This is a genomic window from Pseudomonas sp. KSR10, from assembly GCF_022355455.1.
In the GTDB taxonomy this organism is placed as follows: Bacteria; Pseudomonadota; Gammaproteobacteria; order Pseudomonadales; family Pseudomonadaceae; genus Stutzerimonas; species Stutzerimonas stutzeri_E.
Genome location: NZ_JAKOEN010000022.1, coordinates 374,921 through 400,320, shown reverse-complemented (window position 1 = coordinate 400,320; position 25,400 = coordinate 374,921). Strand labels below are relative to the sequence as shown.

The window sequence follows — 25,400 nt, the reverse complement described above, 5'->3', positions numbered from 1 at the left end:
AGGTCGCGCCTCCTACAACAGCAGTGCGAGTAATGCTTTGGCTCTTCCGTGGAACCGAAAACCTTGCAACGAAGCTTCTGGCTCTTCTGTGGGAGCCCCGACCTGGGGCGAAGCTTTTGCTTAAACGGGCAGTACGCTCGCATTCGGCGCGAGGTCGCGCCTCCTGCAGCAGCAGTGCAAGGAGTGACTTGGCCTCCCTATAGATGACCCGCACTGGAGCAAGTTTTCCGGCTTCCTGTGGGAGGCCCGACCCGGGACGAAGCTTTTGCATTTCCTGTGGAAGGCCCGACCCCGGGACGAAGCTTTTGGCTCTTGGGTGGGTAGGAAACCCGCATTCGCCGCGGGGCGCGCCGTCCGCTAAAAAGCAGTAATGCGAGTGGGACCTTGGCTCTGTGGTGGGAACAGCTCTGGGCCTTTTCCATGTGGGAGGCCCGACCTCGGGGCGAAGCTTTTAGGCTTTTACGAAGGCCTTCACGAACAACAACGCAGCGACCGCCATCGAACGGAGATATCCATGACAAAACGCCTCTACATTCAAGACGTCGCGACCCGCGATGGCTTCCAAATCGAACCCAACTTCATCCCCACCGAGGACAAGATCGCCCTGATCGATCGCCTCTCCGAAACCGGGCTGGCAAAAATCGAAGTCACCTCCTTTACCTCGCCCAAGGCCATTCCGAACCTGCGCGACGCTGAAGAGGTGATGCGCGGCATTCGTCGAGTACCAGATGTCGAATACACCGTACTGGTCCCCAACGTCAGGGGCTGCGAGCGTGCCCTCGCCTGCGAGGTAGACGAGATCAACCTAGTGATGTCCGCGAGCGACACCCATGGCATGGCCAACCTTCGGATGACTCCCGAGCAATCACTGGTGCAGTTCCGCGAGATCATCGAGGCGACTCGAGGCAGCGGCGTGTTCATCAACGCCTCGCTATCGACCACCTTCGGCTGCCCATTCGAAGGTGAAATCCCCGAACCACGCGTGTATGAACTGGTGCAACGCCTGTTGGATATCGGCGTTCAAGGCGTCACCCTTTGCGACACCACCGGCATGGCGGACCCGGCGCAGGTCGAGCGCATCTGCCGCGAAGCGGTGAGGCAATGGCCCGAGGCGGTGTTCACAGCGCACTTCCACAACACTCGAGGAATGGGCCTGGCTAATGCCCTGGCCGCACTGAACGCCGGCATCGACCGCTTCGACGCCTCCCTCGGTGGCCTCGGCGGTTGCCCCTACGCACCCGGCGCCAGCGGCAATATCTGCACCGAGGATCTGGTGCACATGTTCCAACGCATGGACCTGGATACTGGCGTAGATCTGGACCGACTGCTGCGCTGTGCCGCCAGCCTGCCCGAGCTGGTCGGGCATGAAGTGCCAGGTGCCGTGCTCAAAGCCGGTAAAGCCGACCGCCGTTATCCGAAGCCGAAGTGGATGGACGAGCCAGACAAATAGGCCGATCGACGGCGAAGTTGTAGCATGCGTAAACGTATTAGGGCTTACGAATGAACAACCTTGATGTGCGCTGGCAGCAACGCCTGCATAACTTTAGTAGGGCTCTGCGGCAACTCGACGAAGCAATGGAACTGATGCAACAGCGCGACCTGTCGAAGCTGGAAAAACAGGGCGTTATCCAAGGCTTCGAATACTGCTACGAGCTTGGCTGGAACACCCTGAAGGATTTCCTCATCTGGCAAGGAATCGACGGCATCGTGGGCTCGCGTGACACCATCAGAGAAGCGTTTAGCAAGGGACTGATCGAAGATGGCCACGCCTGGATGCACATGCTGACAGACCGTAACCGGACCTCTTACACGTATAACGAGGAAACGGCCGAAGCCATCTTGAGCAATATCCGAATGAAGCATCATTCGCTGCTAAAAGCGCTTGAGCGAACCATGCGCAGCCGAGCCGAGCCCATGATTTTAGAAGATACGGGGCTCTCCCAAAGCGATGTCCAATCGATCCAAGAAGCGCTACGGCAGTTTCCCAACGTTAGCGAAGCGATCCTCTACGGCTCACGCGCAAAAGGAAACTACCGCTCTGGTTCGGATATCGATTTGACGCTCATCGGCGATGGACTCTCACACCAGGACCTACTCGATATCGAGTTGGCGATCGATGACCTGCTTCTGCCTTACAAGGTGGACCTGTCCCTGCATTACCAAATAGACAATTCCCAGCTGGTCGACCACATCGCCAGAGTCGGGAAAAAGTTCTATAAGGCAACGGATTAAAGCATCCCCTCGAACCAGCGCTTCGCCTGAGGGTTGCTGTTGGAACCTGTCCCGCAGCGAATGCAGACCACGGCCCGCCAACAAACCAAAGCCTTGCCCGACGTCGTGCCTAAAGCCCGATCAGCCCACCGCTAGTCCACTGTAGGAGCCGCGCCCCCGTGGCGAATGCGCACCTCCTGCCCACCCAAGAACCAAAAGCTTCGCCCCGAGGTCGGGCCTCCCACAGAATCAAAAGCCCAAAAGCTCAAAAGCCCAAAGCTCAAAAGCCAAAGAAAACCGAAGCCCCCACCACCCGCAGTGACCTGCTTTTTTTTTTGTAGGAGCCGCGCCCCCGCGGCGAATACGCACCTCCTGCCCACCCAAGAGCAAAAGCTTCGCCCCGAGGTCGGGCCTCCCACAGAATCAAAAGCCCAAAAGCCCAAAAACTCAAAAGCTGCTTTCTTTTGTAGGAGCCGCGCCCCCGCGGCGAATGCGGGCGGCAGCCCGCCAACCGAAACCACTACTCGGTCGGCCCTACCCTTCGCTGCTGGTAGATCAAATCGACGATCTCACCCTCAGGCACATACCCGCTCACCACCTCGCGCAGCAATACCCGAACCTGCGGGTAATCATCCTGCTCCACCGCCTTGAGCAGTTTGGCCAGCACACTGCGCAGCACATCCCAGGTGAAATACTCCTCATCGGCCCGCATGATCATCGGGTGCTCGGTGGGGCTTACGTTGTCGCCGATAAGCAGCTCTTCGTACAGCTTTTCCCCCGGACGCAAGCCCGTGAACTCGACGGCAATGTCCCCATGCGGGCACTTTTCAGAGCGCACGCTCAAGCCAGACAGGTGAATCAGCTTTTCGGCCAGTTCGGCAATGCGCACCGGCTGCCCCATATCCAGCACGAACACATCACCGCCCTGCCCCATGGACCCAGCCTGAATAACAAGCTGCGCCGCCTCGGGAATGGTCATGAAATAACGTGTGATCTTCGGATGGGTCACCGTAACCGGCCCACCGCTACGGATCTGCTGATAAAAGCGCGGAATGACCGACCCCGACGAACCCAGCACATTGCCGAACCGCACCATGGTGAACCGGGTCTTGTTGACGTGATGCACCGCCCCGTCCGCATTGAACAGCACCGGCGCCGTCTCGCGGCTCAGCGCCTGCAAGATCATCTCGGCCACCCGCTTGGTACTGCCCATCACGTTGGTGGGCCGCACCGCCTTATCGGTGGAGATCAGCACGAAGTTCGCCACACCCGCCTGCACCGCCGCCTGGGCCGTGTTCATGGTGCCCAGCACATTATTCAGCACACCTTCGGCAACGTTGTGCTCCACCATGGGCACATGCTTGTAGGCCGCCGCATGGTAGATCGTCTCCACCTGCCAGGTGCGCATCACATCCAACAGACGATCCGGATTGCGAATCGACCCCAGGATAGGCACCAGCTTGATCGGCAGCGATGCCCGCTCGATCGCCCGCTCCAGCTCGATGTGAATGCTATAGAGGTTGAACTCGCTGTGCTCGAACAGCAGCAACGCCTTTGGCTTGTTCGAGAGGATTTGACGGCACAGCTCCGAACCAATCGAGCCGCCCGCCCCCGTCACCATGACCACCTTGCCGCGAATACACTTCTCGAACAGCGCCTGCTGCGGTGGCACGGCATCACGCCCGAGTAGATCCGCGATATCGACTTCCTGGATGTCCTCGACCTTCACCCGCCCACTGGCCAGGTCCATGAAGCCCGGTACGCTGCGTACGTGCAACGGATAATGCTCGAGCATTTCCAACACCTCACGCCGCCTGCCGCGCGACGCTGAAGGAATTGCCATGAGAATTTCATTAGCGCCCGTCTCATCGATCATCTGCTGGATATGCTTGGGCGAATACACCCGCAGTCCGGCAATGCTCCGGTTGTAGAGGTTGGGGTCATCGTCGATGAACGCGACCGGCCGCATCCCCCGCCCCAAGCGCAACGCCGCTACCAATTGATTCCCCGCAGCGCCGGCACCGTACACTGCTACCTTCGGCAAGCTCGCGTCACGCCCCCTGAACTTGGTCAGCGAATCCGGGGAGAACCAGTCCCCCATGAAATACTGGCGCATCAGCAGGCGCACCCCGCCGATCAGGAACAGGCTCAGCCACCAATAGTTGAACACCATCGAACGCGGGATGACCTTGGGTGCATCGGTGCGCCAGTACACCGCCAGGGAAAGCAGCAACGCCGAGAGCGTCACGGCCTTGGCGATAGCCATCAGCGCGTCGTTGCCGAAGTAACGCATCACCGCGCGGTACATGCCGAAGCGAACGAAAAAAGGGACGGCGATAAGCGGCGCGATGCCGAACAGCCAAGCATGGCCGCCAAGCGGCTCTATGTTGCGGGCGTCACCCAAACGAACGACGAACGCCAACCAGAGTGCGACCCAAACCAGCAGCACGTCTGTTGCTACCTGAATCAGGCGCTTGTAGCGCCTAGGTAAGCTCACCAGGCGAGAGCGAAGCTTTTCAGCGAGTCTTAACACGTCGAGATCCTGTTTCTAGCTAACAATCGTTACCAATTAACACATCACATGGCAACTGCATAAACGATCCTGTCAATCGAAATTAGTCTGTTAAGATTAACGCACAACGATTTTATAGACAGTCTTCAATATTAGCTGCAAATCGATAAGCATATTGTGCTCTTCAACATATCGAAGATAATAGCTTTGTTTCATAGGCAACACTACGTCTATATATGCCTGACGAGGATCATCGTACTGCCCAAGTATCTCGCCCTCATCAATCATCTCTATGGAAGCATAGTCGGTAATACCTGGCCGTACAGACAATACTTTATTTCGCACATCAGGCGAATAGCAATCAATAAACTCTTTAACTTCGGGCCGAGGCCCGACCAAGCTCATTTTTCCCAAAAAAACATCAATCAATTGCGGCAGCTCATCCAACTTATATTTCCGCAAATATTGGCCAGATCGTGTTATTCGGTTATCTGCACCTATCGTCAAGCGACCAGCGGACTCGCCATTTACGCTCATTGTGCGAAACTTATGGATCCGGAAAGGTACGCCATATCTACCGATGCGACACTGGCGAAAAAAAATAGGGCCAGGACTATCGAATTTGATAATTATCGATATAACAAAAAAAACAGGTAGCAGAACTAGAATACCTGCCAACGACAAGATCATGTCGAAAGCCCGCTTAAGCATCGCCTAACACCCTTTTTACCGCCGCTACAACTTTTTCTAGATCCTTCTCAGTCATTTTAGTATAAAGAGGCAGCGTAACCTCTTGCTCAAAAATTGCATGAGCCACAGGAAACATGCTTGGTGCGAGTTTATAAGTGTCGCGCCAGTATGGATGGACATGCAACGGGATGAAATGCACCGAGCAACCCACGCCTAGTGCCGCCATATTTTCAATAAACTTGTCCCGACTCAAGCCCGCGTCGTGCCCTATTCTGACTGGATAGAGATGCAGAGCATGAGCATCACCACTAGGGGCAGAAGGCGGTAACTCAAGTGGCAGCCCGGATAGTCTTTCCTTATAAAACGAAGCCATTTTGACCCGTTTCGCATGGAATTCCGGCAGACGTCGTAATTGATGGATGCCAATAGCCGCAGAGATATCCGGCATATTGTATTTATACCCAGGTGCAACTACCTCATAGAACCAAGCGGGCTTATTGGATGTATAACGATCAAACGCATCTCGACTAATACCATGTAATCGCATAATTCTACAGCGGCTAGCTAATTCAGGATTTCGGGTGACAACCATCCCTCCCTCTCCCGTCGTCATTGTTTTGTTTGCATAAAAGCTAAAAACAGTGAAGTCGCTATCTAACGTACCTACTAGTTTTCCTTTATAAGTGGTAGGCAAGGCATGGGCTGCATCCTCAACAACTTTAACATTATTCTTTTTTGCTATGGATAGAATAGCGTCCATATCACAAGCCAAGCCTGCAAAGTGGACAACGATAACGGCTTTCGTCTGTTCGCTTATCGCATTCGAAAAGCGCTCTGGACATATATTAAAGGTATTAGCATCAACATCCACCATAATCGGCTTGGCCCCGAGATAACGAACAACCTCAGCCGTTGCAGTAAATGTATAGGTTGGAACAACCACTTCGTCGCCTGGGCCAATACCCAACGCCTCAAGCGCAAGATGCAACCCAGAAGTAGCAGAATTCACAGAAATTGACTGAACTGCTGGATCCCCAAGGAAAGCAGTAAAATCGCTTTCAAATTTTTTTGCCTTGGGGCCGGTAGTAATCCATCCGGAGCGCAAAGAATCCGAAACTTCCAAAATTTCTTCTTCTCCTATATCCGGTAACGCGAAGGGCAAAAATTCCATCAAACATCCACCTGCTTACGGTAGTATGCGGAGTCTTTGGTTTCTTTCTCTAACACGAAACCATTCCGCACATAAAAACTTATAGCCCGCTGATTTTCCTTTCTTACGGATAACCCATACATAGGAATATTTTCCGCCCGGAGCCAATCCTCAAAATATTCAAGCATAGCAGCACCAACGCCTTTCGACTGCTGGTTAGAAGAAACCGCAATGGACATTAGCCTGAACCTTGCTATGCCGTGAACATGTTTATCTTTTTTTAAATGCGCCTTCAAAAGGTATATTACCTTTTCGACAAGGAAAACAGGGTGCATCAAAAGAGCTAAAACAACCGCCTTTCTGTGAGCTGAAACAAAACGCTCCACCCCTTTACTTACGTTCTCTCCGGCGACCAAAAAACCATCAACCACACCCCGCCGATCCAAATGCACGAAGGCAATATCGCAGTCATCGATCAGATATCGATAATATTCGGCAAGCAAATCCTTATTAAAGCAAGAAGTAAAATGGCGCTTAGAGTAAGCGCCATAGTGCACATCTGCAACGCCATCTAGGTAATTCCCTAGATTGTCTTTCTTAAGCAGTTCGATCATGGTTTGCTCCAAACAGTATGTTCTCGTATCGCTTTGCCAGCAGCCCATACTCATAATGCGCAAGTGCGGCGGTACGCCCATTAAGCCCCATAGCCACTCGCGCTTCAGCCGGCATCTTGTACAGACTCAAAATAGCTTCAGCTAAACCGTTTGCGTCCTCGGCCGGAACCGTTAACCCAGCACTGGCCTCCAATACAGGGTCAGCCATCCCGGAGTATGCGTGAAGAATAGGCTTTCCCGAGTACAAGTACTCAGGGATCTTGTTTGCACCTATGCCGAACCGATAAAGATCGTCGTTTAGCCAGCCGATAAAACAAGCATCAAAATAGCTAAGCATTGGGTAAATGCTAGCCTTCGGAACGGCGTCCAAAAAAGTAACATTTTTTAGACCTTTTTCACTAACTACACATTGCAGTTTTGATTTCTCCTTGCCGTTTCCTACTAGAACAAAAGCAATATCCTCGAAATTCTTTAGTGTCTCGGCCGCCTCAAGCAGCGAAAACAATGCATTGGCGATACCCATTGTTCCCGTATAGCCAATTATAAATTTACCCTTTGGAAGCTGATCTATAATACTCTCCTCTAGACGCGCAGGAGCATTTGCCTCTTCAAGAGAAAATCCATTAGGTATCCAAGAGAATTTACTAGGTGTCATTCCTCTAGAAACCATATGTTCAACCGCATTTTTTAAATTGGAAACAACTTCATCGGAGGAGCGATAAGCCCAATCCTCTACCCGCTGCATGAACTTAATGAAAGGATGCTTGACCGAATATCCGCCAATCTCTGTAAGCGTTAACGGCCAGATATCGCGGACTTCGAACACTAGCTTTGCACGATGTATCTTGGCTAAACGATGCGCCCCAAAAAAAGCTAAAGGGGAAGGAGATGAGCATACTATCGCGTCAGGCTTAATTGGGATGATCTTAGACAACCTAACCAAACGCCAAGGGAAGATAAACCAATTGAGCGCACGCTGCTTGCTGTGCGCCTCTGGGTAGGGCGGCATTTTTACCCAGACAAATGAAAATCCAGCGATATTTGCAACTTTGGTTCCTCCTTCGAAATGCTGTTGCTCACGCAGTAGATGGTTCGAAGATGAGGCTATGAGATAGACGTTGTGCCCCAGTTTTGCTAGTTCTTTAGCTAAATAGAAGTGGCGCCCGCCCATGCCGGTCTCAGGCGTTGATGCATACTGGTTGATAATCCATACCGTTTTTTTCACGAGATTACCCAACTTGCGTCAGTATGTTTGCTATCTGTGCTGCCGCAGTCCCCCCACCGTAAAGGTGAACTGAGTCAACAATTTTTCTAGCATAATTTCGCTTGACTGCACGCTCGATAGCTTGGGTGTTGGCGCCGGCCAACTCGTTAGCCCCTTGCTCTATCAACTCCACCCACTCTGTTTGGTCGCGCATTGTGACGCACGGTTTACCAAAGAAATACGCTTCCTTTTGTACACCCCCGCTGTCTGTCAGAACTAGACCTGAGTGGGCAAGCAACCAGAGCATTTCAAAATAACCAACGGGCTCGATCAAATGTGCTTCAACATTCAAACCCGCCTGGGAAATCGCGTTTCGCGTCCTTGGGTGGAGCGGTAGTACAACAGGAGCGACTTCCCCATGAACCTTGTTAATAGCGCATACAATATCGCGCAGCCGCTCTGGGTCGTCCGTATTCTCAGCCCTATGCAAAGTGGCAAGAATAAAACCATCCCTAACTGCCAAGCCAGCAGGGGGCGCAGCACGCGGCGAGAAAAATATTGCTGCATCTTGCATCACATCACCGACCTTTAGCACCTGTGCCAACTTATTCCCGAAGCCCTCGTCGTGAAGATTCGAGATGGCGGCGTCGGTTGGACAGAACAGTAAATCACTAACCTGATCTGTTAGAATCCTATTTATTTCCTCAGGCATGCGCATGTTAAAACTACGCAAGCCGGCCTCAACATGAGCCACAGGTACGTGCAACTTTGCCGCGGCTAAAGCCCCTGCAAGAGTTGAATTTGTATCTCCGTATACCAGTAAGCGGTCCGGCTTATGACAAATAATCGCTTGCTCGATTTCGATAAGCATTCGGCCGGTCATAGAGCCATGCGTACCGCCATGTACATTGAGTTGAATGTCGGGCCTCGGGATTCCTAGTTGTTCAAAAAAAACTCCCGACATGTTCTCGTCAAAATGCTGCCCGGTATGAAGCACAATCTCCTCCATCTCGGCTACCCGCTGTAAGGCTTTAGACACAACGCTTGCTTTGACGAACTGAGGACGAGCTCCGATGATTGTAAGGATGCGTTTCATGCTAGCCCTTAAGTACTCGTTCATAAAAATCGCACAATTTAGACTCTTCCAACGCCCAATTGTATCGAGAGTTAACTGCCGACTGCCCATTGCGGCCCATCCGCTCTGCCTCGGCCGGGTGATCTACTAAATAATCAATTGCCGCAGCAATTGCGCTGGGATCCAAAGGATCCACACATAAACCGCATTTATTGCCTTCGATAATTTCCTTCCACAATGGAAAGTTCGAAGCAATCACTGGCAAACCTGCGCTCATGTACTCAAACATTTTATTCGGCTGTGCGTCAGTATGATTAGGTGAAGGAAGAAACGTGACCAAACCCGCCACGGATTGGCTGAGCACATCTCTTACTGCTTCCCGATTTAGAAAACCCAGTGCATCGACGTTACGCCAACCTGGATTAGCAAATGCAGCCTGAGCAAGGCTCGTGTCAGAGAAATCACCAACAAGTTTCAGCCTAACGCCCGAGTTCACGGAACTGAAGGCTTCTAAAACTTCGTTAATACCTCTTATACGAGTTATGTTCCCAACGTAACAGACATGCTTTTTTTTGCTTTCCCAAGAAACCTTATCTGTCGCAAGTTCACCGATCATAGGGAAATTATTGATATCCAATGACCATTTATGTATTTTTAAGAATTTTTCTGAAATAACAGGGGTAGCTGCCACAATACCATCGAATTTTGAGCACGCCCATTTCTCATAAGCAGCTAAACCTTTTGACAAAACGATTTTAGCCGCCTTATTAAGGTAAGGTTTAGTGAGCAATTGTTTAGGCAAATCTTCATGAGCGTCAAATATTACCTTTTTTCCTAGGCGTTTCAGTTTCAAGCCAGCAGGAATCAGCTCAGGGTCATGTAAATGATATACATTAGCTTGAATTTTAATAGCTAAACTAAGCACTCGAGCAGTGGCATTTCTAATACGATCAACTCTTCCTTTAGATATCCCAGCATCAACTATACGGACTCCATCACGGACTTCTTCGCCTTTACCATCAGCTACAATCAGGGTAACGGCATATCCATGGTTCGCCAATGAACGGCATTCCTTAAGAAATATGCGCGTGTCGTAGCGAGAGTGAGCCGAAGTGAGATGGCAAATACTTTTCATTTAACAAGCACTCTCTTATAAAAATAAACAAAAATAATTAACGGCAAAAATCCGTATGTCAAAATCACCGTTGTAATTGAACTATTGCTTAAAGCATAAGCAGTTGAAATAAATAATGCAGGAATGTACGGCCCATCTAATTTACCTAGCAACAATTCGGGCAACCGCACAAACAGAAACAACAACAATATATTTATCCAAAATAAATCTACACCATACCGAGCGATTCCATCACCGATGAAACCGGCATTAGCGGACCCATCCGTACCGAAGTAAGTCTTAGAAATCAGATTTGGGATAGAACCGTTAGCATCAAATCCGAAACCTATTGAATAGTCATAAAAATAAGCTACCGTCATCCCTGGCACTACTAGCGCACGCCTTACCCAATGATCCAAAACAATAGACAGATCAAAAGCGATGAAGAGAAACCATGCAAAAATCAGCAATGCAAGAAACAAGAAATTCAATAAAAGCCCGAGATTCTCCGACTTCCTGAACAACAGGCAAGACAGAAGCGTAACTACCGGCATGAAAGCAACGCTTTTAAAGCCAGCAGATGAATAGATTAGGTAGGAAAGAAAGGACGCTACGCATATAAAGAACAAAGCTTTGTACTTCAGACGGGAATCCCAATAGACAACCGAAAGCACAACAAATACCGGGGACAAAAAATAGCCTGTAAGAACAGCCAAGTATCCAACAAGCGGCGTTACTCTGGATTTGTATTCAGCCCTGACATCATACACATCGTCAATAGAAGGTGGATTTAAGTTGAACCCTAAATTACTGACAACAAAGAACACAAAAAAAATCACACAAGCAGATAACAAAAGATGATTCAAGCCAGGCTTAAGATACAACAACTCAACTACTGGAACTTTGATTCTGGATGCATATACTAAGAAAAAATAAGTTATAAAAACCAACGAAGAGAAGATTGCAAAATCCTCAAATGCTGCCCCATTCAGACGGGAGAAAACTAAGATCGAAGGTACTACATGAAAATAATACATCAACCAAAGCAAACATGCGGAATATGAGCGCCCAAGAATAGGTATACATAGCGCCAGCAGCATCAGCAAAATACAACCAAGAATAGTAATACTAAAATTCGGATCGTTACATTGATACCCTTGCACTTCCGAAAAGACAGAGCAGATGCGATCAAGCGAAACGTTAATTAAAAGTAGATAAACAAATACTGTTGCCGCACTTAAAATACTCAGACGCAGGGTCATTTTGAAGGCCTCTTCTTGGCCAACCAAGATATTAATAAAAAAGGTACAATGATTGAAATTAATATCATCGCCACAAAATGATAATATGACAATGACCTAGGCCCATCCAACAAATAAAACAAACCAGCATTCTGAACGCCAACTTCCCAAGAAGACACTACATCATCAAATCCGTCCAGCGTGAAAACTTCAGGATACTTGTTTTTCAGATCTTTGATAAGCGCATAGTTTATTCCGTGATATTTTATATTGGCGGAGTTATTGATTGCGTCATAGTTCGACCAATATCCCTTATCGAATACTTCTATGTTCTCTCGAATACAAGAAAGTAAGTTTTTGTTCATGGATAAGCTGGACGGCAACTTGCTATACTCTTCAAATGCATGTATGCCATATGTTCCATAAACCATGCCATTCAGAACAAAGGACATACTGCTACTATCCACTCTTGGGTCGACATATTCCTCAATCCAAGGGCAGCCGTTAAGATCACTTAAGCTCCCCCCGGTATCCGTAGAAGCAAGAACAGAGTTATAAAGTTGCTGAGCCAGAATATAATATCGATTATCTTGGAAGTACTCATGCGCTCTCAATAATAATACAATCGCATAAGCATCTGTTAGGCCGGACCACCACGGACTCTTTAGAATCCCATTAGGATAATTTTTATATGGCCAGTCGAACATATAAACTAGATGTGTATGCCCCCTGTACTGGGATGCATTTAAAACTAGCCAATCAGCAGATTTTCTGAAATATTCAATACGTTTAGCTTGTGAAACTATCGGAGGATGTATGTTCCAAAACGCAACAGAGGGATCGGAATACCAATGTTCGCCCTGATCCATCAGACCATCAGAATAGATAAGGCCGTAATGTACAACATAGAAAGGCGAAATAAATTCTCCAATCTTAGGAGAATTAGATACTGCCAACCCATCTTCATCAAAGGACCTAATTTCTGAACTTCCGCTTTTTACAAAAACTCTAACGGCGGCATTGAATGCTTCAACTTCGTAGGCAAAATAGTTAAAAAATGCCAATACCAAAGCAATCCATAGCGCTGCAAAGCCAAGCCTTCCCTTATATACAGCCATTCTAAAAACCTGATAATTTAATATTTGACAATTCTGAAAACTTATTGCCCGCCGGAACTAAACCTGTACGACATCCACAAATATACTGCGTAAAGAGCTCCGCATGTTAAGCTGTAGACCTGCAACGCTTCGCTGTACAAATTAAACGAGTACAAGCCGACTACCGTTGTGCAGAATAGCGCAACCTGCCAACTCAAATCGAAATGCTGTTTACCGACAATATAGACCATATAACTCAGCGGACTAGCGATAAACCGCATAGCGAATAATGGAGATAGCCAAACGGCAATCGTTCCAGCACCACGCCAAGCATTTCCGAAAGCTAAAGAAAAGAACATTTCGCTAAGAAATACTATACCGACGCAGAAAATCAGAGCAAGTGACGCTAACACATAGAGCGTCTTAAGATACTCCCTTCGACATTCACCCCGTTCTTTAAAAGCGATAGCGGCATGGCGTTTGAACACATCTAAAACAGATTTTCCTAGCAGCCCTGAAGGTGCCCCCAAGACTTTAATTGCAAGCGCAAGTAATCCCGCAGTATCTGCGCCAAACCGGCTGGCTACGATTATTATAGGTAACTGCGCTGCTGCTGTGTTTATCAATCCAGCAGGAAGTGAAAAAACTGGAAAATAACGCCAACGCCACCAAAAAGCTCTTAATGAGTTTATAGATTCCTTTATAGCTAAACGGCCCAGAGGTAATAAGTAGATTGCGACTAGTACTGAGAAGGTCACCCCGGCCAGATGCGCAACGGCCAAACTGCCTGCTGACGGCCAGAAAAGACCCACGATTATCTGAATGAAAGTTATCGCTGATGCTTGTGCGATGCGGATTACGGAGAGCTGTCGGTAGAGTCCTTCCGCAGCAGCCCAAGCCTGCCAAACATTGGAAATTGCAATAGCAAACGCAGTTGGAAGTCCAACAATTACTAAAACAAAAGGGAATCCGGTACGCAGATTGGGAAATAAGACTATCCCTAAAACAAGAAAAATACCAACAACACAACTGACCAGGATCGCAGACAATAAAATGGAAATCACATCTAGCCGACGAGGCTCTCCATCTTTCTCTATTGCTAAGGCCATCTCAAACCGACACGGTAAAAGCACTGCTAGCAACAATACGGTACCCAGCCAAGCAGAGAACAATCCAAACTCCGATGGCGCAAACTGTCTCGCAATGATCACAGAGCCAAGGATCGGAATAATTTGCGCCGTTGCCGAGCCGGTAAGTACGGACGCAACACTTCTCCAATAACTAGTCATCGAAGAGCCTTCATCAGCGGGCTGGCTTTTTCTGAATGAATACCGCAGCCTAGCGCCAAGCAAAATTTCAACCCAGCCAATACAGGCCTAGCTGCTTGCGCGTAAATTCTGGAGCCAACTTCATTTATATGATGCTCATCACGGTAAATAAGCTTATCATCATAAAATGGCGCGTTAGAGAATACATCTAACCCTGTAAAGTCGAGATAATGCACGTTGGGATATTGAGCTGCTATATTTTCTATAACGGCGTTTCCTTTTACAGCAGCCGGATCTCGCTCTAGCTCCAGCGGTATTCCCAACTTACGAAAGCGCTCAGCTCTTAAAGGGTTCCCCTTAAACTGTGGAACTTGAGATATCAGATAGATATTCTTCGCTTCGCTGCTATGTGTTTTTATAAATCGATGCAAGCTTCCATTGAAATTTGCATTTAATATATGCTGAGACCATTTGCCAGCTATAAATATCACATCAGCATTCGAGACGTACCTATTTGCTTCCTCAATTTGCAAGGCACACGGCGCGCGCGCCCAGTTCGGCAAGCTAAAAATATCAAACCCATCAATCGTAACACACCCACTTGCCGTGACAATCCGGGATTTGAATCTGAGCTCTTCACCAAGATGTTCAAAAAATGGATTTAGCATCGCAGCGTGAGAATCACCTAGAACCAATATCTCTTGATCGCTGGACTTGTCCCCTTTTAAACAATCATTGACAATCTTCCCGTGACAGATATTCTCAGGATCGGCGTAGCGAGTGTACTCAACGGGCATTGCAGAAGCTAAGTCATTATTTATATTTCCGACATATTGCAATACGCCTATTACAGCAAAAACCATTGAGAACCCGACCAGCTTGAACTTACCCTGCCGCAAAGGCTTCTCTATAAAATAGTAGGAGAAGATGGACAACAACGCAGTCACCACTACAAAGCTTACCCCATATGTTAAGCTTAATAATTCTGTGCCAGCGTAATAGCGAAAATAAGCTAAAACGGGCCAATGCCAAAGATACAGTGAATACGAGAGAGCACCAAGCCACATTAATAGGCGGCAAGACAGAAACGAATTAGTACGACCTACATCTGATATCAGTAAAAACACGCATCCAAGAACGGGCAGGAGAGCTGCTAGGCCGGGGAACGGGCCAAGCCAAGGCTGTGCTGCCATAAAAAGTAAGATAAGAAGCAGCCCCACTGCCGATAATTTTTTTGGTTTCTGACCTGAATTGAGATAAAGAGCAGCAAGGGCCCCTGCAAAGAATGCAGGCAATCTAGCGCAAAGGCTATAATAGGTGGCTTGCTCTTCTCCAAGCACTCGCAAGTGGTATTCCGCAACAAGCGTAAGCCCAAACAACATTCCTACCAGTACGTATACTAAAATACGCTTTGGGACAACAAGTACAAAAAAAGGCGCTATCAAGTAAAATTGAATCTCAACAGCCAGCGACCAAGTATGTAGCAAGGGATGCTCATGCATGCTTGGTGAAAAATAGTCCCCAAAATTCGCAAAGTAATCATTGCTATTAAAATAAACCGCTTTTTTTAAGCTTTGTTCGAATATTTCAAAGTCGGCTGGTAAAAAAAATATTGCAGACAGTAGCGCCACGCTAGCAAGCATCACGAAGTAAGCTGGCGCAATCCGCACTAAACGGCTGATATAAAAAGCTTTGAGCGTAGCTGATAGAGTATAGCTAGACCTCGTTTTGTCCTTTAGCAAGATGCAGGTTATCAGAAATCCTGATATAACCATAAACACGTCTACACCAACAAATCCACCAGGCAACCACGCTGAGTTAAAATGAAAAACCATTACAGCTAACACTGCAATGGCTCTTATACCTTGGATATCGGAACGAAAGCCGTTACGACTCACTCTCGGAGCGCTCCGATTACCTTTTCTATATCCGCTTCTTTTAGGTATGGATGCATAGGTAAGCTTAATACTTTTTTTGCAGCTTCATCACCTAACGGTAACCTTACGTCTACCGCAGCCACCGCCGGTTGTTTATTCAGCGGAATTGGGTAGTGCACCGCAGTAGGAATACCGGCATTTTTTAGCTTTTGCTGCAACTCATCTCGACTGTCCACGCGAATCGTGTACTGCGCCCAAGCAGAGATATTATATGTTTCAACATATGGTGTTGTTAATATTCCGGCGCCATTAAGTAGCGTTGTATACATACTTGCAGCCCGATTCCGCAATTCAATTTCCTCGGAAAATATCTCTAATTTCGGTAGCAAGATAGCCGCTTGTAATGTATCCAGCCGGCTATTCACACCGACCCGGACGTGATGATAACGGCGATCTTGGCCATGCCGCGCAATTTGGCGGGTCACCCCCGCTAGTTCTTCGTCGTTGGTAAAGATGGCACCGCCATCGCCATAGCAGCCTAGCGGCTTGCTGGGGAAGAAACTGGTACAAGCGATGGTCGTCAGGTTGCAGGAGCGCTTGCCTTTATAGGACGCACCGAAGCTTTGCGCAGCATCTTCTATCACCGGGATGCCGTGTTTGGCGGCGATGGCGTTGATTTCATCGTAATCCGCGCACTGGCCGTACAACGATACCGGGATGATCGCTTTGGTATTGGGAGTGATAGCCGCTTCCAGTAAAAGCGGATCAAGGTTGTAGGTGCGTGGGTCGATATCCACATACACCGGCTTGGCGCCAAGAAGGGCTACAGTTTCGGCTGTCGCGATGTACGTGAAACCGGGGGTGATGACTTCATCACCCGGACCGATCCCAAGGGCCATCTGGGCGATCTGCAAAGCGTCGGTGCCATTGGCGCAGGTGATGCAATATTTAGCGCCGACGAAGTCCGCCAGCTTTTCTTCCACTTCAGCCACTTCAGGACCGAGGATGTATTGCCCATGGGCAAGTACCCGCTGGATTCCAGCGTCGATTTTCTCCTTGATGCGGGCTTGCTGAGTTTTAAGGTCAATGAATTCGATCATCTACTGTGCGTCCAATTTACTGAGAGTGCTGCCGTTCAATACATAGCGTGCACTTGTGTGTGGGCAGCTGACCTGCCCCTCACCTTGCACCGGCAGCGCAAGTTGCTCACCGAATTCACTCATCCAGCCGATCTGCCGAGCGGGTACGCCTACCATTAGGGCGTACGCGGGTACGTCCTTATTAACTACCGCACCGGCACCAACGAACGCGAACTCGCCAATTGTCACTCCGCAAACGATGGTGCAGTTAGCACCTAGAGTGGCGCCGTTCTTGACCAAGGTGTCACGGTATTGGTCCTTGCGCTCGACCAACGAGCGCGGGTTGTACACATTGGTGAAGACCATGCTTGGACCACAGAAAACGCCGTCTTCGAGAGTGACATTGTCATAGACGGATACATTGTTCTGCACCTTGCAGTTATCACCGATGACAACCTTGTTACCGACGAATACGTTTTGGCCAAGGGAAACGCCCTTGCCGATCCGCGCGCCACCGCATACATGCACGAAATGCCAGACGCGCGAGCCTTCGCCGATCTGAGCGCCTTCATCGACAATTGCGCTGGAATGCTGGTAATAGGACATAGGCGCCTCAGCGATTCAGAATATTGAGAAATGGATGGCCTTCATCGTCTCGTACACTGGCAATTGCAGCGGAACGAATGGTGTTTACCGTCTCAACACAATGGCGGGCGTCTTCAATTCCGTAACCACGACCAGCAAGAATTTCTTCATAGCTAGTTGTGTGCAAATCGGTAAAGCCTTCGGAAAACTCCATTTCCTCGCCACCTACCGTGATCGAGCGGTATGTCGGCTTCTTGCCTTTTACCGAATCAGGAAGGTCGTCAGCATCAATAGAGAGAAACCAGCGAACCCGTGCTTTTTCGTATTCCAGGTAGCCGGCTGCTTTATAAGCCGAAGCAAAATGCACAACGTTGCGTTGCAGCTTTCCAAAGATAAAATGCAACATATCGTAGAAGTGCACACCGATATTGGTAGCCACTCCGAACGATTTACGCGGATCACCTTTCCAGCTCTCCATGTACCATCTGCCGCGCGACGTGATGTAGGTTAGTTCAACATCGTACTTGTGCTCGCTGTTTTCACGAGCGACCTTTTCTTTAAGGTTCAGAATAGCTTGGTGGTGCCGTAGTTGCAGAATGTTGTATAGGCGCTTACCGGTCTCGCGCTCAACCAGAGCCAACTCGTCAAGGTTTTCTGGAGTGGGTACTAACGGCTTCTCACAGATCACATCACACCCCAACCGCAGCCCTGCAACAATATGGGCATGGTGCAGATAGTTCGGCGAGCAGACGGCAACGTAATCGAGGGCGATCGCCGGATCGCGCTTCAGGCGGTAAGCATGCTCTTGGAAACGCTCGAACTCAGTAAAGAATTCGCTTTGCGGGGAGATGCTATCAATGACGCCGACCGAATCGTTGATGTCGTAAGCGGACACCAGTACGTTGCCGGTGTCCTTGATGGCGCGCATGTGGCGGGGGGCGATATAACCGGCTGCGCCGATCAGAGCAAAATTCTTCATGAATATTCCTTGAGACGCTTATCCAACAAGCCTTCGAAGACATTGCTGGAGATTGTCTGTTGATGGATTAGGCTTTGATGATATGGGCAGCCGGAGCGCGGAATTTGCCTCGGCTATCGACGATCAGCTTGGCATGTTGCTTGATCAGTTCGTAATCGAACTTGTCATGGTCAGTGGCCAATACCACCGCATCGAAGCTGGCAAGGTTCTCGGCAGTCAGCGCTTCGCTGTTCAGTTTGAAGTGATGCTCGCGCATTTTGGGGAATACCAGTACATGTGGGTCGCTGTACGCGACGACACCACCTTTGGCTTCGATCAATTCCATGATTTCTACAGATGGTGACTCGCGCATGTCGTCTACGTTTTTCTTATAAGCGATGCCTAGAACGAGCACTCTGCTGCCCTTCAGCGCCTTACCGCTGTCGTTCAGGCCATCCATCAACTTGCTTAGCACATACTCAGGCATGGCTTGGTTGACTTCGCCGGACAGTTCGATAAAGCGAGTATGCAGGCCGTACTCTCGAGCCTTCCAAGTGAGGTAGAACGGGTCGATAGGGATGCAGTGACCACCCAATCCCGGACCTGGATAGTAAGCAGTAAACCCGAATGGCTTAGTCGCTGCGGCATCAACCACTTCAAAGATGTCGATGCCCATACGGTCAGCGACTACCTTCATTTCGTTGACCAAACCGATATTGACGGCACGATGGATGTTTTCCAACAGTTTGGTCATCTCTGCCGCTTTGGTTGAGCTAACCGATACCACCTGATCAATGGCCTGCTCATACAATGCGATACCTACCTCTAAGCAAGCCGGGGTATGCCCACCAATGACCTTCGGAATGGTGCGAGTTTCGAAGTTTGGGTTGCCCGGATCTTCGCGCTCGGGCGAATAGACCAGATAAATCGATTCGCCTACGACTAACCCACCCTCCTGGACCCGCGGGAGCAACTCTTCTTCGGTGGTTCCTGGATAAGTGGTGCTCTCCAGCGAAACAACTTGCCCGGCGCGCAAGTAAGGCTTGAGCGCGTCGGTGGTGTTGATCACGAAGCTCATGTCTGGCTCGCGGTACTTGTTTAGTGGGGTAGGCACACAGAGAATGAGTGCATCGCATTCGCTTGCACGTTTGAAATCTGTGGTTGCCTCAAAGCCGCTTTGCCGAGCCGTCGCAATCTTCTCTGCCGGGATATGCTCGATGTAGCTTTCACCCGCATTGAGCTTGCCGACCTTGTCTTCGTCAATGTCGATACCCAGCACTTGGTAGCCGATGGCGTTGTATCGCAACATCAAGGGCAAACCAACGTAGCCAAGACCCACGATACCGATTAGGGCCTCCTTGCTCTTGAATTTGGCGACGCTGATTTGTTTTTGCTCTGACATTTATTGCTTACTCCGCTGAACGTAGAATTCGCCGAAACGGCTTTATAAAGAAAAAACTGCAGCCCGCACCTGGCGAGCATGAGCTCTGTACGTATGCTTATGCCGTTTCGGCTTGTTCGCTTTTCATCCAGATATCTACTGGTCGCTCTCCGTAGTGTTTAAGGAGCGCGGAAGCCAACACCCGCTTTGCCCCCTCCTCTCCATGCACCACACGTATCTCTGTCGGCCACTGCTGCATGCCGGTCACGAATTCTACCAATCCCTTCTGGTCCGCATGGGCGGAATAGCCGCCGATGCTAGTAATGCCGGCGCGGATATCGATGCGCTCGCCGTCAAGATCGACGTAGCCGCCCTTGGGGCCGTAGGTCTGGATGGCGCGGCCGGGAGTGCCTTTGGCCTGGTAGCCGACGAACAGGACGTTATGCCTTTTATCGCCCAACAGGGCCTTGAGGTAATTGACGACGCGACCGCCGCTGCACATGCCGCCACCGGCTATGACGATGGCTGGGCGTGCAGTCTGGGCCAGATGTTTGACGATGCGCAGATGGTCACCGTGGCTGTCTATTGTAATCAACTGTTCGAACGCCAGCGGGCGACGCCCGGATTGGACACGCTCGCGTGCCTCCTGGTTCCAGTATGGCTTCAGCGTCCGATAGGCGTCGGTGAAGCGGCTCGCCAGGGGTGAATCGAGGATGATCGGCAGTTCCGGCCAGTTGGTTTCGGTGTGGGTTGTTTCCCCCCTCACCCCGGCCCTCTTCCCAGAGGGAAGAGCGGGCTGGTCTGCGACGAGGCTTTGCTTGCTCTGGATAATTTCTTCCAGCTCATAGAGCAATTCCTGGGTGCGGCCGATGCTGAACGCGGGGATCAGTACGGTGCCTTGGTCCTGCAACGCCTGTTCGATGACGGCTTCAAGTCGTTGACGGCGGCTTTGGCGGTCTTCGTGGAGGCGGTCGCCATAGGTGCTTTCCAGCACCAAGATATCGGCGCGCTCCGGTGCTTGCGGTGGCGCCAGGAACGGCGCATGCGGTGCGCCCAGGTCGCCGGAAAATACCACACGCTTGCTTTGGTTTTGCTGCGGGTAGTTCAGGTCGATTTCAACATAGGCGGAACCGAGGATATGGCCGGCCCGTTGCAAGCGAACGCGCGCGATCAGTTCTTCGCTATCGAACAGTGTGAACCAGTTCTGGTAAGGCAAGGCAATGATGCGCTTCTCGATGTGCGCAATGTAGCGCTCGATCTTCGTCTGGTCTCGGCTGATGCCGAGCTTGAAGGCATCTTCAAGAACGATGGGCAGAAGCTTCGCCGAAGGTTCGCTGCACAGAATGGGCCCTTCGAAGCCTGCGGCGAGTAGATACGGGATGCGGCCGACATGATCGATGTGCACATGGGTGGCGATCAATGCCTTGATCGTATCGAGCGGAAACTCGATGGCCAGTCGGTCCGCCCCAGGCCCTTCGGGAAGTGAAGCATCGTTGCCCTGGAACAGCCCGCAATCGACCAGCACGCTGACCGACGCGTCCATACGTAGCTGATGGCAGGAGCCGGTCACGCCATCCTTGGCGCCGTGATGTTCGATGGTCGGATAGTGCACAGTTATTCCCTTAACAAAACGTAAAACACCCGTGACCGTCTAGCCATGGGTCCGCATGAACAATAAGGCGAAGATTCTATCCGAGTTGGGGGCCCGCTGGCTGTGAGCAGCCAGCCAATGGATGGGCGGTCACAGCTTGATTTTGGGTTGGCGCAGGTTGCGCACCAGTGCGATGAAGAGCCCGAGCATGCCGCCGAGCACCAGCGCCAGCGCGACGATCAGCGCCTTCTTGGGCTTGATCGGCCGAGTCGGTGCTACAGCACTTTGATCCAAGGAGACCAGTTTGAGTGTATCGGTATCGATATGCAGGGCACGCAGGCGTGCGGCCTCTTCACGCCAACCTGCGAGGCCTTTGAGGTAAAGGTCTTCGTTTTCCCGGCTATTCAATGTCTCGATCTGACGGTTGTGCTCGAGCAATTTGAGCTCACGGGCGATCTGGGCGATGCGCGGCTCGGTGAAATCATCGGAGCGGCGTGCCAGTAGCGCCTTGCGCTCGGCCTCCAGCGCATCGCTACCCATGAAGTAGAGCGGGATCTGCTGGTTGTTGACCTCGGTACGAATGACACTGCCTTGACTGGTGATCTCGGCAGCACCCAGCGACGAAGGCGTAGTGGGTTTGGTAATACTCAGCGACTTAGCGATACGGATTGCTTCGTTAAGCTGATTGATGCGGTTATCGCGGCGAGTCTTCAATTGCTGGCGCAGCGCTGAAAGCTCATCGTTCAGCTGGGCGCGCTTGAGCTCGTCCGCCTCGCTGAGCTTGGCGATTTTGACTTCTTTGCTGGCTTCGTAATTGGCGCGAGCGGCGGCCATGTTGGCTTCAAGCTGGTTCAGCCGATTGCCGATGAGGGTGTCGAGGTCGGCTGCGATTTGCTGGCGCACTCGATTGAACGAGTACTGTACGAACTCATTGACGACTTTCACGCCGTCGATACCTTCCGGATGGGTCAGCTGGATGCCGACGAAGGGTGTTGTCGTGCCTTCGGCTTTTTTGGCGTCGGGCTGCAGAAGCTTGAAGGCTCCGTCGTTGAAGGTTTCAAAGGTTTGCTCGAGACTGCGACCGGGTTGGGCCAGCTCGGCGAAAAGCTGTTCGTTGTCACGAAAGAAGCTCAGGCGGTTTTCGTAGGAATCCAGCGCTGTTCCCACCTGCGCCAAAGCTTGCTTGGGCGACAGCTCATAGATGCCCAGGTGATTGAGTTCATCGAGGTCTTTGATGGCGGCCGGTCGCAAGATGCTTTGCACCGTGTAATAGCGCGTCGCGAGCAAGGCATAGGCAAGTCCGAGCGCGCCAACCAGGGCAGTAACGGTGATGATTAGCGTTTTCTGCTTCCATAGCGCGCTGACGAGCTGAACCAGATCGATTTCGTCAGAGGCAACCGGGGTTAGAGCTTGTGGAGTAGTCACAGCGTTCACGTTGAATTCCGTTTCGTCAGTGTGAAGCGCCGCAGATGCAGCGCAGAGGGCAGCGACCGCAGAACGATAGTTAAGTTCCGTTACATTTTGCGGGCCGCTATTTTGCCATCTAGTTCACAAAAAACAAGCGAGACGGTTGCATGGAGGTGCTGCCAAACGCCACACCCCGACAAACGGGACTATGGATGGGAGGAGGAGTTAATCACTTTGAGTTTGTGGGAGGCGCGCATAGGGGAGAAGATTTTGCGTTTGAGCGGCACAGCCTCGCTGTCACCCCGGGCGCCCCCTGTATGAAGGCAGCCCGCGGTGGGCTTCGGTTTATCTATAGATGGGCTGCGGATCGGTGCTACGAGCTACGAGGCTTCGTATCAAGGCGATAAACACGCCGAGCATTCCACCTAGCACGAGCCCTAACGCGAGGATCATCATTTTCTTTGGCTTTACTGGCTTGGTCGATTGCAGAGCGGGCTGGTCCAGTCGGACCAGCTTCAATCGCTCAGTATCGAGCTTGATACCCTTGAGGCGAGCGGCCTCTTCGCGTAGCTCGGCCAAATTCGTGAGATAGAGATCCTCGCTCTCCCGCTCTTTCAGGATTTCCACTTCGCGATTGTTCTCCAGCATCGTCAGCTCGGATTGAATCTCAGCGATACGAGGCTCGATAAAATCGTCGGATTTACGATTGGCCAGCGCGTCCCTTTCAGCCGTCAGCGCTTCGGTGCCCATGAAATACAACGGCATTTCCTGGTTGGTCACTTCGGTACGAATGACCTGTGTACCGCTACGAGGCGCCTCAGTCATGGCGGACGGCGTCGTCGGAGTGCGAATACCCAGCGACTCGGCAATCGATATAGCCTCGGTGAGTTCCTGAATGCGGTTGGTTCGGCGCGTTTTCAACTCTTCGCGCAACGCGGCAAGTTCGTCCTGGAGTTCAGCACGTTTGAGAGCACTTTCTTCAAGCAGTGTCGCGATCTTGGCTTCCTTGGAGGCGTTGTAGTTCGCGCGCTGCGCCTCCATGTTCGTTTCGAGGCTGGCCAGACGGTTGCCGATCAGGCTGTCCAGGTCATCCGCTATTTCGCGACGCTCGAGTTCCAGCACATAGGCGACAAAGTCGTTTACGACCGAAGCCCCTTCCATTCCTTTCGGGTAGGTGAGTTTCAGACCAACGAACGCACTGCGGTTGTCGGTGCGCTTCGGATCGGGGAAGAGCATTTCGAATGCTTTTTCATTGAATTCGGCGAAGGTCTGCTCCGGCGAATCACCCTGTTGGGGGATGTTCTGAAACAGCTCCTGATGACTGAGGAAGAACTCCAGCCGGTTGTCATACGACGAAAGCCCGCTCGCCACCCGGTTGATCGCTTCCTCGGGGGTAAGCTTATAGATGCCAGTTTCGTTGAGCTGATCAAGGCTACTGTGCGGGACGGGCCGCAAGTAGGTGCGAGTTTCATAATAGGGCGTAGCAAGAAATGCATAGCCTGCTGCGATAAGCGTAACGATCAACGTCACACCAATGATCAGAAGTTTCTGCCGCCAAAGCGCGCGGAACAGCTCAACTAGATCTATTTCTTCGGGTGTGGAGGTTTGGTGCTGCACGGTCTTCCCCAATTCCTTGTTATGGATGCGCTTCATTGCCGATACGCGAACCGGAATTAGTCCATAGAGACCGATGCAAGTTCAGTAGAACTGATGATTTATGACAGTTTTTGATACGCCGGCATCTCGGATATGAGAATGCGCTCAGGGCAGCGGTTACTCCTCTTCGTTAACCCGATCTCGTAGCTCCTTGCCCGGCTTGAAATGCGGAACGAACTTGCCGTCGAGCGGGACGGACTGGCCGGTCTTGGGATTGCGGCCGACGCGCGGGGCGCGGTAGTGGAGCGAAAAACTGCCGAAGCCACGGATTTCGATACGATCTCCGGTCGCCAGAGCCTGGGCCATTTGCTCAAGCATGGTTTTGATTGCCAGCTCCACATCCTTGGACGAAAGCAGCCCTTGTTGGGTGACGATACGCTCGATCAACTCCGACTTGGTCATGGTTTTCCCTTCGTTTTCAAGCGGCTAGATCATTTGGGTTGCGGTCGTTTGTAGCATGTTGTTCAGAGTTTGAACAGCCTGGACGTCCAGGTCAGGTTTTTGGAAGGGCCGAGGCTTGAGGTGGAGATTTGCGGGGTTGTTGGGCAGACCTGCGGTCTGCATTCGCCGCGAGGGCGCGGCTCCTACAGAAGCGCGGTGGGATTGGGCTTGCGAAGGGTGGGCTGGGATTGTTGGGCAAACCTTCGGGCTGCATTCGCCGCGAGGGCGCGGCTCCTACAAAAGCGTGGT

Annotated in this window: 21 protein-coding genes; 2 read left to right on the top strand and 19 right to left on the bottom strand. The window is 50.9% G+C overall.

Annotated features, from left to right (window positions below; all coding sequences use genetic code 11):
• Nucleotides 1-514 precede the first annotated feature (514 nt).
• Nucleotides 515-1,450, top strand: coding sequence for a hydroxymethylglutaryl-CoA lyase (locus tag MCB86_RS19565; RefSeq protein WP_239611925.1), 936 nt, complete (start codon nt 515-517; stop codon nt 1,448-1,450).
• 50 nt (nt 1,451-1,500) lie between these two features.
• The gene (locus MCB86_RS19560) at nt 1,501-2,232 is read left to right on the top strand and encodes an HI0074 family nucleotidyltransferase substrate-binding subunit (protein WP_239611924.1); all 732 of its coding nucleotides are present in this window, start codon (nt 1,501-1,503) and stop codon (nt 2,230-2,232) included.
• Nucleotides 2,233-2,731: 499 nt separating this feature from the next.
• Here MCB86_RS19560 and MCB86_RS19555 read toward each other — a convergent pair whose 3' ends face one another.
• From MCB86_RS19555 to ihfB, 19 genes are all read right to left on the bottom strand, one after another.
• Nucleotides 2,732-4,744 carry a nucleoside-diphosphate sugar epimerase/dehydratase gene (locus MCB86_RS19555; RefSeq protein WP_239611923.1) on the bottom strand — a complete coding sequence of 671 codons (2,013 nt, stop codon included), beginning with the start codon at nt 4,742-4,744 and terminating at the stop codon, nt 2,732-2,734.
• 96 nt (nt 4,745-4,840) lie between these two features.
• Nucleotides 4,841-5,434 carry a sugar transferase gene (locus MCB86_RS19550; RefSeq protein ID WP_275589561.1) on the bottom strand — a complete coding sequence of 198 codons (594 nt, stop codon included), beginning with the start codon at nt 5,432-5,434 and terminating at the stop codon, nt 4,841-4,843.
• Nucleotides 5,427-6,584, bottom strand: coding sequence for a DegT/DnrJ/EryC1/StrS family aminotransferase (locus MCB86_RS19545; RefSeq protein ID WP_239611921.1), 1,158 nt, complete (start codon nt 6,582-6,584; stop codon nt 5,427-5,429). The genes MCB86_RS19550 and MCB86_RS19545 overlap by 8 nt, the downstream gene beginning before the upstream one ends.
• A complete protein-coding gene (locus tag MCB86_RS19540) occupies nt 6,584-7,177 on the bottom strand; it encodes a GNAT family N-acetyltransferase (protein ID WP_239611920.1) in 594 nt (197 codons plus the stop codon). The genes MCB86_RS19545 and MCB86_RS19540 overlap by 1 nt, the downstream gene beginning before the upstream one ends.
• Entirely contained in the window at nt 7,161-8,402 is a 1,242-nt protein-coding gene (locus MCB86_RS19535) for a glycosyltransferase family 4 protein (protein WP_239611919.1), read from the bottom strand. Before MCB86_RS19535 ends, MCB86_RS19540 begins: the two co-directional genes overlap by 17 nt.
• A gap of 4 nt (nt 8,403-8,406) precedes the next feature.
• A complete protein-coding gene (wecB, locus tag MCB86_RS19530) occupies nt 8,407-9,477 on the bottom strand; it encodes a UDP-N-acetylglucosamine 2-epimerase (non-hydrolyzing) (RefSeq protein ID WP_239611918.1) in 1,071 nt (356 codons plus the stop codon).
• Between the two features lies 1 nt (nt 9,478).
• Nucleotides 9,479-10,591 (bottom strand): glycosyltransferase family 4 protein, encoded by a 1,113-nt coding sequence (locus MCB86_RS19525; protein ID WP_239611917.1) that lies wholly within the window; start codon nt 10,589-10,591, stop codon nt 9,479-9,481.
• Nucleotides 10,588-11,832, bottom strand: coding sequence for a hypothetical protein (locus tag MCB86_RS19520; protein WP_239611916.1), 1,245 nt, complete (start codon nt 11,830-11,832; stop codon nt 10,588-10,590). The genes MCB86_RS19525 and MCB86_RS19520 overlap by 4 nt, the downstream gene beginning before the upstream one ends.
• Nucleotides 11,829-12,929: a D-glucuronyl C5-epimerase family protein gene (locus MCB86_RS19515; RefSeq protein WP_239611915.1), complete on the bottom strand. Its 1,101-nt coding sequence runs from the start codon at nt 12,927-12,929 to the stop codon at nt 11,829-11,831. Before MCB86_RS19515 ends, MCB86_RS19520 begins: the two co-directional genes overlap by 4 nt.
• A 41-nt stretch (nt 12,930-12,970) precedes the next feature.
• Entirely contained in the window at nt 12,971-14,197 is a 1,227-nt protein-coding gene (locus tag MCB86_RS19510; protein ID WP_239611914.1) for an oligosaccharide flippase family protein, read from the bottom strand.
• Nucleotides 14,194-16,074, bottom strand: a complete 1,881-nt coding sequence (locus MCB86_RS23045) for an acyltransferase family protein (RefSeq protein WP_239611913.1) — start codon at nt 16,072-16,074, stop codon at nt 14,194-14,196. The genes MCB86_RS19510 and MCB86_RS23045 overlap by 4 nt, the downstream gene beginning before the upstream one ends.
• Complete coding sequence (locus MCB86_RS19500; RefSeq protein WP_239611912.1) at nt 16,071-17,153, bottom strand: DegT/DnrJ/EryC1/StrS family aminotransferase; 1,083 nt, start codon at nt 17,151-17,153, stop codon at nt 16,071-16,073. Before MCB86_RS19500 ends, MCB86_RS23045 begins: the two co-directional genes overlap by 4 nt.
• On the bottom strand, nt 17,154-17,738 hold the full coding sequence (wbpD, locus tag MCB86_RS19495) for an acyltransferase (RefSeq protein ID WP_239611911.1): 585 nt from the start codon (nt 17,736-17,738) through the stop codon (nt 17,154-17,156). It abuts the gene before it with no gap.
• Nucleotides 17,739-17,745: 7 nt separating this feature from the next.
• Nucleotides 17,746-18,696 (bottom strand): UDP-N-acetyl-2-amino-2-deoxy-D-glucuronate oxidase, encoded by a 951-nt coding sequence (wbpB, locus tag MCB86_RS19490; protein WP_239611910.1) that lies wholly within the window; start codon nt 18,694-18,696, stop codon nt 17,746-17,748.
• A 67-nt stretch (nt 18,697-18,763) separates the two neighbouring features.
• Nucleotides 18,764-20,077, bottom strand: a complete 1,314-nt coding sequence (gene wbpA / locus MCB86_RS19485) for a UDP-N-acetyl-D-glucosamine 6-dehydrogenase (RefSeq protein WP_239611909.1) — start codon at nt 20,075-20,077, stop codon at nt 18,764-18,766.
• 97 nt (nt 20,078-20,174) lie between these two features.
• Entirely contained in the window at nt 20,175-21,668 is a 1,494-nt protein-coding gene (locus MCB86_RS19480; RefSeq protein ID WP_239611908.1) for an MBL fold metallo-hydrolase, read from the bottom strand.
• Between the two features lie 129 nt (nt 21,669-21,797).
• On the bottom strand, nt 21,798-23,081 hold the full coding sequence (locus tag MCB86_RS19475; protein ID WP_239611907.1) for a Wzz/FepE/Etk N-terminal domain-containing protein: 1,284 nt from the start codon (nt 23,079-23,081) through the stop codon (nt 21,798-21,800).
• Nucleotides 23,082-23,399: 318 nt separating this feature from the next.
• Nucleotides 23,400-24,707, bottom strand: coding sequence for a Wzz/FepE/Etk N-terminal domain-containing protein (locus tag MCB86_RS19470; protein WP_239611906.1), 1,308 nt, complete (start codon nt 24,705-24,707; stop codon nt 23,400-23,402).
• A gap of 120 nt (nt 24,708-24,827) precedes the next feature.
• Nucleotides 24,828-25,112, bottom strand: coding sequence for an integration host factor subunit beta (ihfB, locus tag MCB86_RS19465; RefSeq protein ID WP_045164450.1), 285 nt, complete (start codon nt 25,110-25,112; stop codon nt 24,828-24,830).
• Nucleotides 25,113-25,400 lie beyond the last annotated feature (288 nt).

Coding starts and splice junctions, on each gene's coding strand:
- MCB86_RS19565 (WP_239611925.1), top strand. CDS start 515: ATGACAAAACGCCTCTACATTCAAGACGTCGCGACCCGCGATGGCTTC.
- MCB86_RS19560 (WP_239611924.1), top strand. CDS start 1,501: ATGAACAACCTTGATGTGCGCTGGCAGCAACGCCTGCATAACTTTAGT.
- MCB86_RS19550 (WP_275589561.1), bottom strand. CDS start 5,434: ATGCTTAAGCGGGCTTTCGACATGATCTTGTCGTTGGCAGGTATTCTA.
- MCB86_RS19545 (WP_239611921.1), bottom strand. CDS start 6,584: ATGGAATTTTTGCCCTTCGCGTTACCGGATATAGGAGAAGAAGAAATT.
- MCB86_RS19540 (WP_239611920.1), bottom strand. CDS start 7,177: ATGATCGAACTGCTTAAGAAAGACAATCTAGGGAATTACCTAGATGGC.
- wecB (WP_239611918.1), bottom strand. CDS start 9,477: ATGAAACGCATCCTTACAATCATCGGAGCTCGTCCTCAGTTCGTCAAA.
- MCB86_RS19525 (WP_239611917.1), bottom strand. CDS start 10,591: ATGAAAAGTATTTGCCATCTCACTTCGGCTCACTCTCGCTACGACACG.
- MCB86_RS19520 (WP_239611916.1), bottom strand. CDS start 11,832: ATGACCCTGCGTCTGAGTATTTTAAGTGCGGCAACAGTATTTGTTTAT.
- MCB86_RS19515 (WP_239611915.1), bottom strand. CDS start 12,929: ATGGCTGTATATAAGGGAAGGCTTGGCTTTGCAGCGCTATGGATTGCT.
- MCB86_RS19510 (WP_239611914.1), bottom strand. CDS start 14,197: ATGACTAGTTATTGGAGAAGTGTTGCGTCCGTACTTACCGGCTCGGCA.
- MCB86_RS19500 (WP_239611912.1), bottom strand. CDS start 17,153: ATGATCGAATTCATTGACCTTAAAACTCAGCAAGCCCGCATCAAGGAG.
- wbpD (WP_239611911.1), bottom strand. CDS start 17,738: ATGTCCTATTACCAGCATTCCAGCGCAATTGTCGATGAAGGCGCTCAG.
- wbpB (WP_239611910.1), bottom strand. CDS start 18,696: ATGAAGAATTTTGCTCTGATCGGCGCAGCCGGTTATATCGCCCCCCGC.
- wbpA (WP_239611909.1), bottom strand. CDS start 20,077: ATGTCAGAGCAAAAACAAATCAGCGTCGCCAAATTCAAGAGCAAGGAG.
- MCB86_RS19470 (WP_239611906.1), bottom strand. CDS start 24,707: ATGAAGCGCATCCATAACAAGGAATTGGGGAAGACCGTGCAGCACCAA.
- ihfB (WP_045164450.1), bottom strand. CDS start 25,112: ATGACCAAGTCGGAGTTGATCGAGCGTATCGTCACCCAACAAGGGCTG.